This window comes from Kocuria sp. NPDC057446 (genome assembly GCF_042802875.1).
In the GTDB taxonomy this organism is placed as follows: Bacteria; Actinomycetota; Actinomycetes; order Actinomycetales; family Micrococcaceae; genus Kocuria.
The window spans coordinates 25,048-38,519 of the sequence record NZ_JBHVDI010000016.1 but is presented as its reverse complement, the minus strand read 5'-3'; the positions used below and the strand labels follow the sequence as shown (position 1 = coordinate 38,519).

At 75.7% G+C, this 13,472-nt stretch carries 8 protein-coding genes; 4 read left to right on the top strand and 4 right to left on the bottom strand.

Annotated elements, in window-relative coordinates; translation table 11 throughout:
- Positions 1-92 precede the first annotated feature (92 nt).
- Positions 93-1,094, bottom strand: coding sequence for a DNA polymerase III subunit delta (holA, locus tag ACFU0Y_RS03845; protein ID WP_380213123.1), 1,002 nt, complete (start codon positions 1,092-1,094; stop codon positions 93-95).
- 219 nt (positions 1,095-1,313) lie between these two features.
- Between holA and ACFU0Y_RS03840 the strand changes: the two genes are divergently transcribed.
- Together ACFU0Y_RS03840 and ACFU0Y_RS03835 are read left to right on the top strand one after the other, a co-directional pair.
- Positions 1,314-1,550, top strand: coding sequence for a hypothetical protein (locus ACFU0Y_RS03840; RefSeq protein ID WP_380213122.1), 237 nt, complete (start codon positions 1,314-1,316; stop codon positions 1,548-1,550).
- Positions 1,551-1,787: 237 nt separating this feature from the next.
- A complete protein-coding gene (locus ACFU0Y_RS03835; RefSeq protein ID WP_380213121.1) occupies positions 1,788-4,496 on the top strand; it encodes a cation-translocating P-type ATPase in 2,709 nt (902 codons plus the stop codon).
- A 28-nt stretch (positions 4,497-4,524) separates the two neighbouring features.
- On the opposite strand, the gene ACFU0Y_RS03830 is transcribed toward ACFU0Y_RS03835, so the two are convergent.
- The 3 genes from ACFU0Y_RS03830 to leuS all read right to left on the bottom strand — a co-directional run bounded on the left by ACFU0Y_RS03830 (position 4,525) and on the right by leuS (position 10,904).
- Positions 4,525-7,119, bottom strand: a complete 2,595-nt coding sequence (locus ACFU0Y_RS03830) for a ComEC/Rec2 family competence protein (RefSeq protein ID WP_380213120.1) — start codon at positions 7,117-7,119, stop codon at positions 4,525-4,527.
- The gene (locus ACFU0Y_RS03825; protein WP_380213119.1) at positions 7,116-8,066 is read right to left on the bottom strand and encodes a helix-hairpin-helix domain-containing protein; all 951 of its coding nucleotides are present in this window, start codon (positions 8,064-8,066) and stop codon (positions 7,116-7,118) included. Before ACFU0Y_RS03825 ends, ACFU0Y_RS03830 begins: the two co-directional genes overlap by 4 nt.
- Positions 8,067-8,411: 345 nt before the next feature.
- The gene (gene leuS, locus ACFU0Y_RS03820; RefSeq protein WP_380213118.1) at positions 8,412-10,904 is read right to left on the bottom strand and encodes a leucine--tRNA ligase; all 2,493 of its coding nucleotides are present in this window, start codon (positions 10,902-10,904) and stop codon (positions 8,412-8,414) included.
- Between the two features lie 221 nt (positions 10,905-11,125).
- Between leuS and ACFU0Y_RS03815 the strand changes: the two genes are divergently transcribed.
- Positions 11,126-12,271 carry an alpha/beta fold hydrolase gene (locus ACFU0Y_RS03815; RefSeq protein WP_380213117.1) on the top strand — a complete coding sequence of 382 codons (1,146 nt, stop codon included), beginning with the start codon at positions 11,126-11,128 and terminating at the stop codon, positions 12,269-12,271.
- On the top strand, positions 12,268-13,386 hold the full coding sequence (locus ACFU0Y_RS03810) for a glycosyltransferase (RefSeq protein WP_380213116.1): 1,119 nt from the start codon (positions 12,268-12,270) through the stop codon (positions 13,384-13,386). The genes ACFU0Y_RS03815 and ACFU0Y_RS03810 overlap by 4 nt, the downstream gene beginning before the upstream one ends.
- The last annotated feature ends 86 nt before the right edge of the window (positions 13,387-13,472 follow it).

The window sequence follows — 13,472 nt, the reverse complement described above, 5'->3', positions numbered from 1 at the left end:
CCCGAGGCCCCGTCCCGTTCCGGGACGGGGCCTCCTCCGTGCCCATGCTCTCGTCCGCCCCCAGGTCCTCGTCCGCGCCCCAGGGGCCCGGCTCAGCGGCGGCCGGACAGGGCGATGGTCGTGATCGCCCGCTCCACGGCGTAGGCGGGGTCCCGGCCCTCGCCCTTGACCTGGGCGTCGGCCTCGGCCAGCGCCCGCAGCGCCCGCACGAGGTCCTCCTCGGAGAAGCGCCGGGACTCCTCCTGCGCCCGCTCCACCATCCACGGGGCCGCCCCGATGCGCTGGGCGAGCTGACCCGCGCCGCCGCGGGTCCCGTGCACCTGGGCGATCGTGCGCAGCTTCGCGGCCAGCGCCCCGACCATCGGGACGGGGTCCACCCCGGTGTCGAGGGCCTGGCGCCACAGTTTGAGGGCGCTCTCGGCGCGTCCGGCCAGCGCGGCGTCCGCGACCTTGAACGCGGTGGCCTCCACGCGCCCGCCGTAGTACTTCTCCACGTCGTCGAAGCTGATGCTCTCGGGCCCGTCGGACAGCAGCTGGGCGCACGCGGCGGCCAGCTCGGCCGTGCTGCTGCCCACGGCGGCGGCGAGGGCGCGGGCGGCGTCGGGGTCGATGCGGCGCCGGTGGGTGCGGAACTCGGTGACGATGAAGTCGGTCTTGTCGCGGTCGTTCTTGAGGGGCTTGCACTCGACGACGGTGGCGCCGGCGGCCTTGAGGGCGTCGAGGAGCTTCTTGCCGCGGTTGCCGCCGCTGTGCTCCCAGAGCACGACGACGTCCGGGTCGGGGGCCTGGACGTAGGCGAGGCCGTCGGCGAGGCAGTCGTCGTTCATGGCGGCGAGATTGGTGACGTGGATGAGCTTCGCGTCGTCGAACAGGGAGGGGCTGGCGAGCGCGGCGAGCTGTCCGGGGGCGTAGGCGGCGGCGTCGACGGTGGAGAGCTCCACGGGGCCGCGCCGATCCTTGAGGACGGTGCGGACGCGGTCCCGGGCGCGGGCGGCGAGGTAGTCCTCGGGACCGGTGAGCAGGATGAGCGGGGTGGGCTCGACGTCGCGCCAGGTGGGTCCGGCGGTGGGTGCGGGGCGCCTCGGTGGGGTCATGGCCGCGTCCTCCTGTGCTGGCGGCCGGGTCGGGCCGCGCTGGGTGGGGTGACCTCCAGCTTCCCACGTCCGGGCGACACGTGCCGGCGGTGTCCCGAGCGGTGGATCGCTCGGGGCACGACCCGGGGGCGCGGGGGCGGAGGACGGTGGAAGGCGGGGCCGGCCTCCTGTACGGTCAGGAACGGCATGTGGTACCCGTCACCCCCTCGGAGGACTCCCATGACCGTGCTCGCCCGTCTCGCCGCCCCCGCGCTCGCCCTGAGCCTTCTCGGCGTGGCGGCCTCCCCGGCGGCCGCCGAGGGGAGCGGTCCCGCCGCCGGGCCGGTCACCGGCTCCGTCGCGGAGACCGCTCCTGCCGCCCCCTCCAGTGCCCCCGGCTACGCCGTGGCCGGGGCCGGTGTGCTGGCGGTGGTCGGTTCCGCCGTCGTCGCCCGCCGCCGCAGCGGAGCCGTCTGACACACCGCCTCGGCGGGCCCCGCTCGCGGCCACGGTGGCGGAGCTCGCGGCCCGTCACCTCCGGTGCCCCGGGAGCCGCTGCGCCCCGGGTTCGACGGCACCCCTGTGCCGGCCGCTCTCCGACCAGGCGGGGCCGGGGCATCGTTCGCAGCAGGTGTCGGCGGCGAGCTGTCACGGCCTGACCGGCCGCGATGGACGGCGCTAGTCTGGGGGCACCGTCGAGCAAGCGAGGCCTCTGTGAGCATCCCGTGGCACACCCGTCCCGCCGCAGACGTCACCGGGGTCCTCGGGGTGGACCCGGTGCAGGGGCTGGCGAGCGAGCAGGTCGCCGAGCGAGCCCGGCGCCACGGCCCGAACGTGCTGGCCGAGGCGGCCGGGGTGCCGGTGTGGCGCAAGGTCCTGCGCCTGCTCTCGGACCGGATGACGATCGTGCTGCTGGTCGCGGCGGTCGTCTCCGCGCTCGTGTCCCGGGAGTGGAAGACGCCGGTGGTGATCCTGCTGGTGGTGGGTTTCAACACGGTGCTCAACTACGTCCAGCAGGCGCGGGCCGAGTCCTCCCTGGCGGCGCTGCGCTCGATGTCCGTGGTCACCGCCCGGGTGCGCCGGGACGGGCACGACGTGGAGGTGGACCAGGCCGACCTGGTGCCCGGGGACATCGTGCTGCTGGAGGCCGGGAACCTGGTGCCCGCCGACGCCCGGGTGCTGGAGGCGGCGCAGCTGCAGGTGGCCGAGTCGGCTCTCACCGGGGAGTCGCAACCGGTCGACAAGAGCCCCGCCGCGGTCCCCGCTCCGGACGTGCCCCTCGGGGACCGGTCCGACATGGTCTTCATGGGCACCGAGGTCACCCGCGGCCGCGGCGTCGCGGTGGTCACCGGCACCGGGGCGGCCACGCAGATGGGGTCGATCGCCGGGATGCTGGGGTCCGCCGGCGAGGCCCGGACGCCGCTGCAGCGCCGGATCGACCGCCTGGCCCGTCTGCTGACGCTCATCGCCTTCGTGGTCGTGGGCCTCGTCGTGGTCCTGGGCCTGGTGCGCGGGCAGCCCTGGACCGAGCTCATGCTGACGGCCGTGTCCCTGGCGGTCGCCACCATGCCGGAAGGACTGCCCGCGGTCGTCGCCTTCACACTGGCGATGGGCGCCCACCGCCTGGCCCGGCGCGGGGTGATCGTCAAGCAGCTGTCGGCGGTGGAGACCCTGGGCTCCACCACGCACATCGCCACGGACAAGACCGGCACCCTGACCCTCAACGAGATGACGGTGCGGAGGCTGCTCCTGGACGGCTCCGCGTATCGGGTCACCGGTGAGGGGTACTCCACGGAGGGGCGCATCCTCGGTCCCGGCGACACCCCGGCCCGGCCGTCCGCCGAGATCTACCTCGCGATGGCGCTGTGCAGCAACGCCACCGTGCGCGACGGGCAGACCATGGGCGATCCCACGGAGGGCGCACTGGTGGTGCTGGCCGGCAAGGGAGGCGTGGACGTCGAGGGTGCCCGCCGGGAGCACCCGCGCGTGGCCGAGGTGCCCTTCGACTCCGAGTACAAGTTCCACGCCACCTTCCACGCGCCGGCCTCCGGGGACACGGCGACGGCCGGCTACCGGATCTTCGTCAAGGGCGCCCCCGGCGTGCTGCTGGACCGGGCCGACTCCGTCCTCACCGCCGAAGGCCCCCGGCCGCTGACGCCCCAGGACCCCGCCCGCATCCTCGCGGGCGTCGACGAGCTGGCCGGACAGGGTCTGCGCACCCTGCTGGTCGCCGGCGGCCGTCTGGCGGACGGCGGGCCGGGCACGGGCGCCCTGCCCGACGACGGAGCGCAGCTGCGGGACCTCGTGACGGGCCTGACCCTGTACTGCCTGGTGGGCATCTTGGATCCGCCGCGGCCGGAGGCCGCCGATGCCATCGCCGCGGCCCACGGTGCGGGCATCGCCGTGCACATGATCACCGGGGACCATCTGCGCACAGCCTCGGCCATCGCCCGGACGCTGGGGATCCCTGCAGAGTCCGTGTCGGGGGCGGAGCTCGACGCCCTGGACGAGACCGAGCTCGCCCGGCGGGCTCCCGGGTACGGGGTCCTGGCCCGGGTCGCCCCGGAGCACAAGATCCGCTTCGTGCGGGCCCTGCAGGCGAACGGGGAGGTGGTGGCGATGACCGGCGACGGGGTCAACGACGCCCCGGCCCTGAAGCAGGCCGACATCGGCATCGCCATGGGCGTCACCGGCACGGACGTGGCCAAGGGCGCGGCCCGGATGATCCTCACCGACGACAACTTCGCCACCATCGTGGCCGCGGTCGAGGAGGGCCGTGGCATCTACGACAACATCCTCAAGTTCGTGCGCTTCCAGCTCTCCACCACCTGGGGCTTCGTCGTGCTCTTCCTCATCTGCGGAGTCACCGGCCTCGCCGGTGGAGCACCCTTCACGGCCCTGCAGATCCTGTGGGTGAACATCATCATGGACGGTCCCCCCGCTCTGGCCCTCGGGGTGGACCCCACCGATCCCGAGGTGATGCGCCGGTCCCCGCGCCCGCCCGACGAGGCCCTGCTGACCCGGGGGCGGGTGGCGCGCATCCTCCTGGCCGCCACCGTCATGACCGCGGGCACCCTGTCGGTGCTGCTGCTGGACGACACGTGGTTCCCCGGCATCTCGGCCGCCGGCGCCACGGCCCTGGCCTTCACCACCTTCGTCTTCTTCCAGGTCTTCAACCTGCTCAACGTCCGCTCCGAGACCCGCACCGTCTTCCGGCGGCGCACGTTCACCAACCGGGCTGTCTGGGTGGCCCTGGTCGCGGTCGTGGTGCTGCAGGCCGCCGTGGTGCATCTCCCCGTCCTGCAGGGCGTGTTCGACACCACCGCTCTGACCGGTGCCCAGTGGTTCGTGGCCGTGGCCATCGGGTCGTCGGTCCTGTGGGCCGAGGAGCTGCGCAAGCTGGTCCGGCGGACACGGCGCTGACCGCCGGTGAACCGGCCGACCGTCCGGTTCACCGGCCGCCCCGCTGCCGCAGGGGCACGGCGAGCAGCCGCTGCTCCTGCTGGAGGATCGCCACACCGCCGTGCTCGTCGGTGCGCAGCAACGGCACACCGCTGCGCTCCAGGTGGGCGAGGACGGACGGGTGGGGGTGACCGTAGTCGTTGTCCCGGCCGGCGGAGACCACGGCCAGCCGGGGACTGGCCGCGTCGATGATCGCGGTGCCGCCGTTGCGGGCGCCGTGGTGGGAGACCTTGAGGACGTCGACGTCCACGAGCGGGCCGGCCGCGCGCAGGAGGGCGCGGGCGCCGTCCTCCTGGAGGTCCCCGGTGAGCAGCCAGGAGGAGCTCCCGCCGTGCTCCCCCGTGAGCTCGGCGCGCAGGACGAGGGAGGCGTTGTTCTCGTCCGACGAGGACGGAGTGCTCCACCGCCCCGGTGCGCTGGGCTCCGGGGCGAGGACGGTCAGCTCCAGTCCGCCGAGGGTCCGGGTCTCCCCGGGGGCCGGACGGTGCGCCGGGGTCCCGGGCAGCGCACCGGTCAGCTCCTCCGGCGGAGCCGCGGCCGCCGTGGCGTACCAGACCTCGCCGACCTGCCCGTGCCGGGCGACGGCGGGCAGGCCGCCGGTGTGGTCGGCGTGGGCGTGGCTGAGGACCACGAGATCCAGGTGCTCGACCCCGCTGTGCCGCAGGCACCGGGCGAGGGACTCCGGATCGGGGCCGGTGTCCACGAGGACGGCCCTCCCGGGTGCGGTGCGCAGCAGGAGGGCGTCCCCCTGGCCCACGTCGCACAGCACGGCGTCCCACGCCGGCGGCGGTCGGTGGGCGTCCACGGCGGCACGGACGGCGAGGAGCACGACAACGAGCAGCACGGCCGCGGCGGCCGCCGTGCGCCGGCTCCGGCGCCGGCGGGCCCGCACCCGCCAGTGCTCCTCCGGCACGGGCGCAGGAGCGGGACCCTCGTGCAGGGGCCCGGAGGTCGGCGCGGGCCGGCGGCGACGCACGTCGAGGGCGTGCACGGTGAGCAGGACCGCTGCGCCGGCCAGGGTCATGAGCAGCACGCCCGGCAGGCCCTGGGGCCACGGGGCCAGGGACCCCGGAGCCCCGGCGAGCGCACGGGCCGTGCCGGCGACGAACCGCGCTCCGAGCCCGCCCGCCGCCAGCACCGGAGCGGCCGCCGCGTCCGCCGCTCCGGCGGGCAGGTGCAGCAGCAGCAGACCGGCGAGGCCGCACACGGTCACCACCGGCACCAACGGGCCGGCGAGGACGTTGGCGGGCAGGGAGTACACGGGCACGGCGGGCTGGAGGAGCACGAGCACCGGGGCGCACCACAGCTGGGCGACCGCCGGGATCGCGACCGCCACGGCGAGCACCTCCGGGACCCGTGTGCCCAGGCACCGGGTCAGCGGCCGCCCGCTGACCACGATCCCGGCGGTGGCCAGCACCGACAGGACGAACCCGTACTCGGCGGCGAGCCCGGGCCGGAGGACGACGAGGACGACCACGGCGCCCGAGAGGGTGGCCAGGGACACGGCGGTGCGCCCCGTGAGAAGGCTGAGGGCGGCGAGTCCGCCCATCACGGCGGCGCGCAGCACGGACGGGTCGGGGCCGACGAGGAGCACGAACGCCGCCAGGGCGCCGAGCCCGACGACCAGGCAGCTGCGCCGGCCGGCGCCCAGGGACAGGGCCGCGTGCCCGGCCAGGGCCGTGACGAGGGCGCAGTTGGACCCGGAGACGGCGGTCAGGTGGGTCAGCCCGGTGTCCCGCATGGCCTGCTCCAGCTCGGAGCCGATCCCGGAGCGCTCGCCGAAGGTCATCCCCGGCAGCAGCCCCGCGGCGTCGGGGCCCAGTCCGGCGGTGGCGAGCACGAAGCGCTCCCTGACCTGCTCCCGGCGGGCGGGCTCCCGTGCCGGGAGGTGCGTGGGCGGGGCGGCCGCGCGCAGCACCGGAGGCCCGGGCGAGGTCGGACCGGCCGCGAGCAGGGCGGTGATGCGCTGGCCCGGCGCCAGTCCGGACCACGCGGGGCCGTCGGCGAAGACCGTGGCCGTGACATCGACCGGCACACCGCTGCCGGCGTGGACGACGTGCTCGAGGCGCAGGTCGAGGACCACGCCGGTGCGGTCCTCCTCCGCGGGGGCGGGTCCCCGGGCGGGGGCCGCCCACCGCCGGGGCGGCTCGGCCACCTCCGCCGTGACGGCCAGGGTCCCGCCCTCGGCGAGCGCCTGCCCGAGCGGACCGTGGGAGGTGTCGCGCTGGGCGGCCGCGGTGCTCAGCAGCACGGCCGTGACGGCGAGGGCGCTCAGGGCCGCGGCCGACCACGGCAGGGCCCGCCACAGCGCGGCGGCCCGGGGCCGGGGCTGCGCGGACACCTCGTGCCGGAGGGCCCGGACCACGATGAGGACCAGGCCCGTGCCGGCCAGCAGCACCGCCGGACAGAGCGCCGCGACCGCCGCGAGCTGCTTCGCCGGCAGGTGCACGGCCAGCAGGCCGGTGAGCCACGCGCCCAGGGCTGCGGGGACCAGCCGCAGATCCCACGTGCGGCCCGGGGCACGGGCGTCGCGGTGCTCCTGGTGCTCCAGGGCGCCGGCCCACCAGGCGGCGGGGTGCTTCACACGCTCACCAGCGGTCCGAGCGACTCCATCAGCGCGGGGCCGATCCCCGGCACGGCGTCGAGGTCCGCGACGGCGGTGAACCCACCGTGCTGCTCCCGGAACTCCACGATCCGCCCCGCCAGGACCGGGCCGACCCGCGGGAGCGTCTCCAGCTCGGCCGCGGTGGCCGTGTTGAGGTTCACCGCCCCGGCCGGGCTCTCCGCCCCCGGGGGACCGGCCGCCGTTCCCGGTGCTCCGGGCGGCACCGGCGCTGCGGCCGCGACCGGGGCGGCGTCCCCGGGCGCGGCGGCGGTGCCGCTGTCGGGGACGAGCACCTGCTGGCCGTCCGAGACCGGGGCGGCCAGGTTCACGCCGGCCGTGACCGCGGCATCCGTGAGTCCTCCGGCGGCCTCGACCGCGTCGACGACCCGGGCCCCGGCCGGGACGGACACGACGCCGGGACGGGTCACCTCCCCGGTCACGTGCACGTACACCGTCGAACCCGCCGAGGGGGTCGGCGCGGGGGGCGTCTCCGGGGCGTCCCGCCCCGGGGCGGCCGCCGTGCCCGTGCCCGCACCGGCGGCGTGACCGGGCCCGGCGCCGGGCGGCGGGGCCTGCTCGGGACCGGGTTCCGCGGCGGCGTCCAGTTCCGCCTCGGCGAGAACGGGACGTCCGGCGGCCCCCGGGACCGGTGCGGCGTCCCGCCCGGGTCCCAGCACCGTCCAGGCGAGCCAGGCGAGAGCGGCCAGGGCGATGAGCAGCAGCGTGCCCGGAACCCGGGTCCGGGTCCGGGCGGCGACCGGCCACCGGTGGCCAGGCGGCGTCTCCGCGCTCGGGTCCCCGGGTGCTGCCGCCCGACCGCGGGCGGCCGGGGGTGCGCCGGCCTCGGCCAGCAGCGCCGCCAGCCGGTCACCCTGCGGTGCCGCGGCGGACTGCCCTCGATCGGCGTCCGCCGAGGCCCTGGGCACGAGCGGGGTGTCGGGCGCCCCCTGGATCGCGGCCGCATCCCGGGCAGCGGACCCACTCGGAGCATCGGACACCCCTGGGACGTCGGGTGTTTCAGGGGTGTCGGGTGTCCCCGGGGTGGAGTTCGCTCGCCGTCGGGCGCTCGGCACGGTTCCGGTCATGGCCCCAGCTCACCCCGGCCGGGGGCACCCCGGGTCCGGTCGGGCCCCGTCCGGGGACGTCCGGGGCCCGGGACGGCGCCTGTGGAGCCCGGACGCCGGCGGGCACCCGGCCGGAATGCCGGGAGCCCGCTGCCCGGGGTGCCGGGCGGCGGGTCGACGTCGTGCTGCTGCGGCCGCCGCCGCGGCTCAGGCGACGATGTTCACGAGCTTGGGCGCGCGCACGATGACCTTGCGGATCTCGGCGTCGCCCAGCTGGCGCCGGATCGTCTCGGAGCCGAGAGCGAGCTCGCGCAGGGCGTCCTCGCCGATGTCGGCGGGCACCTCGAGCCGGTCCCTGACCTTGCCCTTGATCTGCACCACGGCGGTGACCGTGTCGTCGACCAGCAGAGCGGGGTCGACCTCGGGCCAGCCCGCGACCACGACGGAGCCCTCGTGGCCCAGCGCGTGCCACATGTCCTCGGCCGTGTACGGGGCGACCAGGGACAGCAGGACCGCGACGGCCTCGACGGCCTCGCGCACGGCGGGGTCGGCGGGGCCGCAGCCGGAGTCGATGGCCTTGCGGACCACGTTGACCAGCTCCATGGTCTTGGCGATCACCACGTTGAACTTCGCGGCGTCCAGCAGCTGGGCGGAGTCGTCGACGGCCCGGTGGGTGGCCCGCCGCACACCTGCGTCCCCGGCGGCCGGATCGGATCCCGGGGCGCAGGCCACGTCCTGGGCCAGACGCCAGGCCCGGGCCAGGAACTTCTGGGAGCCCTGCGGGGAGACGTCGGCCCAGTCCACGTCGTCCTCGGGCGGGGAGGCGAAGATCATGGTCAGGCGCACGGCGTCCACGCCGAACCGGTCGAGCTGCTCGCCCAGGTCCACCCCGTTGCCCAGGGACTTGGACATCGCCCGGCCGCCGTTGAGCACCTGGCCCTGGTTCAGCAGCGCCTTGAACGGCTCGGTGAAGTCCACGAGCCCGAGGTCGAAGAGCACCTTGGTGAAGAACCGCGAGTACAGCAGGTGCAGGATGGCGTGCTCCACGCCGCCCACGTACTGGTCCACGGGCAGCCACTTGCGGGTCTCCTCGAGGTCGAACGCGGTGTTCTCGTCGTTCGGGGAGACGAAGCGCAGGTAGTACCAGGAGGAGTCCACGAAGGTGTCCATGGTGTCGGTGTCGCGCTGGGCGGGGCCGCCGCACGCGGGGCACTCGACGTTGACCCAGTCCTCCACCGCCGCGAGCGGGGACCGGCCCTTGGGCGCGAGCTGCTCGCCGCGCAGGTCGTCGGGCAGCCGCACCGGCAGCTGCTCCTCCGGCACCGGCACCTCCCCGCACGCGGGGCAGTGCACGATCGGGATCGGCGCCCCCCAGAAGCGCTGGCGGGACAGCAGCCAGTCGCGCAGCCGGAAGTTGACCTGGCGGTTGCCCGTCCCGGCGGCCTCGACCAGGCCGATGGCGCGCTCGACGGCCTCGGTCTTCTCCAGCCCGGACAGCTCGCCCGAGTTGATCAGGGTGCCCTCGCCCGTGGTCGCGGTCCCGGTCTCGGCGGGGTCCTCCTCGCCGGTGTCGAGCACCGCGCGCACGGGCAGCCCGAAGGTGCGGGCGAAGTCGAGGTCGCGCTGGTCGTGGGCGGGCACGGCCATGATCGCCCCGGTGCCGTAGTCGGCCAGCACGTAGTCGGCGGCCCACACGGGCAGCTTCTCGCCGTTGAGCGGGTTGACGGCGTGGCGGCCCAGGAACACCCCGGTCTTCTGCCGGTCGGTGGCCTGGCGCTCGATGTCGGACAGGGTCTTGACCTGCTCCCGGTAGGCCGCCAGCTCCTCGGCGTGCTCGGGGGCGACGATCTCCCCGGCCAGCTCCGCGTCCGCGGCCACCACGAAGAACGTGGCGCCGTAGAGGGTGTCGGGGCGGGTCGTGAAGACGGTGACCTCCCGGTCCGCCCCGCCCTCGCCGGCGCCCTCGATGGCGAAGCGCACGTGGGCACCCTCGGAGCGCCCGATCCAGTTGCGCTGCATGGCCAGCACGCGCTCGGGCCAGTGCCCCTCCAGCGCGCCCATGTCCTCGAGCAGCCGGTCGGCGTAGTCGGTGATCTTGAAGTACCACTGGTTGAGGGCCTTCTTCGTCACCGGGGTGTGGCAGCGCTCGCAGGCCCCGTTGACGACCTGCTCGTTGGCCAGCACGGTCTGGTCCTTGGGGCACCAGTTGACCGGCGAGTTCTTCCGGTACGCCAGGCCCTTGCGGTGGAACTGCAGGAACAGCCACTGCGTCCACCGGTAGTACTCGGGGTCGGAGGTGTGGATCTCCCGGGACCAGTCGGCGCTGATCGCGTAGCGCTGGAAGGAGGCCTTCTGCGTCTCGATGTTGGCGTAGGTCCACTCCGCCGGGTGGGCGTCGCGCTTGATCGCGGCGTTCTCCGCCGGCAGCCCGAAGGAGTCCCAGCCGATGGGGTGCAGCACGTCGTAGCCGCGCTGGCGCCAGTACCGGGCCACCACGTCGCCCATCGCGAAGGCCTCCGCGTGCCCCATGTGCAGGTCGCCCGAGGGGTACGGGAACATGTCCAGGACGTAGCGGCGCTCCCGCGAGCCGTCGTCGACGGGCGCGTAGACCCGCTGCTCCGCCCAGAACGACGGCCACGCCGCCTCGATGGCGCGGAAGTCGTACCCGGTGGTCTCGGTCGTGTGCTGCTGTTCGGTCACGGTCCTCGCCTTCGCGGTCGTGGACCGCCGCCGGCCCCGGAACGGGCGGCGCGCGGTCGCGTGTGCGGCACCCGGGCATCACGGATGCCCGGCGGTGCGCCGACGGTGGTGGATTCCGTCCCATCCTAGCCCAGGGCCGCCGGGCGTCCCGGCCCGCAGGCGCTAGCATCGACAGCGGGCCGGGACGCACCGGGCGTCCCGCGGGCCCGCAGGGAGGAACCATGGCGGAAGCGGCCGGCGCGGGGCACGGCGACGGGCACACCGGCACGGGCCGCGACCCCGGCGTGCCCGGCAGCACGGTGCAGAACCCCTGGGCCGAGCGGCGCAGCATGGTCCTGGACGGGCACAAGGTGCGGTACTGGTTCTACGACGTGGACCCGGCGCCCAAGCCCCTGCTCGTGCTCGTGCACGGCTTCCGCGGCGACCACCACGGCCTGCAGCTGATCGCCGACCGGCTGCGCGAGCGCTACCACGTCGTCGTCCCCGACCTGCCCGGCTTCGGCCGCTCCGAGCCCTTCCCCGACCGCCGCCACGACGTCGCCGGGTACGCGGACTTCCTCCGCGCCTTCGTGGAGACCCTCACGGACGGCGCCGTTCACGACGGCGCCCCGCAGGGGATCGCCGTGCTGGGCCACTCCTTCGGCTCCGTGGTCGCCGCGCACTTCGCCGCGGCCCACCCGGCCATGGTCGAGCGGCTCGTGCTCGTCAACCCGATCAGCGAACCCGCCCTGGAGGGCGAGCAGGCCCTGCTGAGCCGCCTGACGGTGGGCTACTACCGGTTGGGCCGGGTCCTGCCCCGCCGGCTGGGCCGCCGGCTGCTCACCAGCTGGCTGGTCACGGACGCGATGAGCGGGGTGATGACGAAGTCCCCGGACCCCGGGGTCCGCGGCTACGTCCGCCACCAGCACCGCGCGTACTTCTCCGCCTTCGCGAACCGGGACGTGCTGCTGGAGGCCTACGAGGCCTCGATCTCGCACACGGTCGCGGAGGTCGCGATGCAGCTGACCATGCCGACCCTGCTGGTCGTGGGCGCGCAGGACGAGCTGGGCTCGCTCGCGGCGCAGCGCACCATGGCCTCCTGGATCCCCCGCCACCGCCTCGAGGTGCTCGACGGCGTGGGCCACCTCGTCCACTACGAGGCCCCCGGCCGGACCGCGGAACTGGCCCACGACTTCCTCTCCTCCCCCGCCCCCGAGCCGGCCCTCGGGCCGGCTCCCGGACCGGACGGCGGGCCGCCGGCGCTGCACGCGCAGGCGCCCCCCGCCGAGCCCCCGGCACCCGACACCGCGCCGTTCACCGGTCTGCAGCGCATCGTGCGCCGAGCACCCCGCGGACGCCGGGGACAGCAGGGAGGACACCGCCGGTGAGGCTGCTCCTGGACGCCCGCTACACCCGGATCGACCGCCACGACGGGATCAGCCGCTACGGGGCGAGCCTCGCCGGGGCCGTGGCCTGCCTCGCCGGCGGGACCCCCGGCCTGGACGTGGCCCTGCTCGTCAGCGACCCCCGCCAGCTCGCCCTGCTGCCCGAGCTCCCGCACGTCACGGGTCCCTCCCCCGTGTCGGCCGCCGAGGCCGCCACGGCCCTGGTGCTCAACCGGTACGCCCCCGATGTCGTGTTCTCCCCCATGCAGACCATGGGCTCCGCGGGCCGCCGGCACGGTCTGATCCTCACGCTGCACGACCTCATCTACTACGACCACCCGCAGCCGCCCGCGGACCTGCCCGCCGCGGTGCGCGCGGCGTGGCGGGTGTACCACAAGGCCTGGTGGCCGCAGCGGGTCCTGCTGGACCGCGCCGACGCCGTGGTGACCGTCTCGCACACCACCCGCGAGCTCATCGCCGCCCACCGCCTCACCCGCCGCCCGGTGCACGTGGTCCCCAACGCCCCCCGGCCCGGCTCCGTGCTGCACCCGGCGGAGGGGCTCGAACGGCTGCCCCGCCGCGGCCGGAAGCTGCTCTACATGGGCTCCTTCCTGCCGTACAAGAACGTCGAGACCCTGCTGCGCGCGGCGGGGCGGCTCCCGGACCACGAGCTGCACCTGCTCTCCCGGATCTCCCCCGCCCGCCGCGCCCAGCTGGAGGTCCTGGTCCCGGACGGGGCGCGGGTGGTCTTCCACGACGGGGTGGACGAGGCCGAGTACACGGCCCTGCTCGCCGAGGCCGCCGCCCTGGTGCACGCCTCCCGGGCCGAGGGCTACGGGCTGCCGCTCGTGGAGGCGCTCGCGGCGGGCACCCCCGTGGTGTGCAGCGACGTGCCGATCTTCCGGGAGGTCGCCGGCGCCGCCGCCGCCTACGCCGCGCCCGACGACGACGCCGGGTTCGCCGCCGCCGTGCGCGCCCTCGAGGACCCTGCCCGGGTCCGCGCGCGGGTGCTGCACGGGCTCGACCGGGCCCGCGCCCACTCGTGGGAGGACTCGGCCCGGGAGCTGCTGGCCGTCGCCCGCGGCGTGCACGAGCGGCGCTCCTGCGGGGCCGGCTGAGCCGGCCGTGGCGTCCCGGCCTGCCGGTGCCCTGCGGCCCCCGATCCAGTCCTCGGCTGCCCGGCCAGGGCACGAGCCCACCCATC

What these genes read in the sequence shown, in the direction of transcription:
- holA (WP_380213123.1), bottom strand. Translation starts at nt 1,094, where the DNA reads ATGACCCCACCGAGGCGCCCCGCACCCACCGCCGGACCCACCTGGCGC.
- ACFU0Y_RS03840 (WP_380213122.1), top strand. Translation starts at nt 1,314, where the DNA reads ATGACCGTGCTCGCCCGTCTCGCCGCCCCCGCGCTCGCCCTGAGCCTT.
- ACFU0Y_RS03815 (WP_380213117.1), top strand. Translation starts at nt 11,126, where the DNA reads ATGGCGGAAGCGGCCGGCGCGGGGCACGGCGACGGGCACACCGGCACG.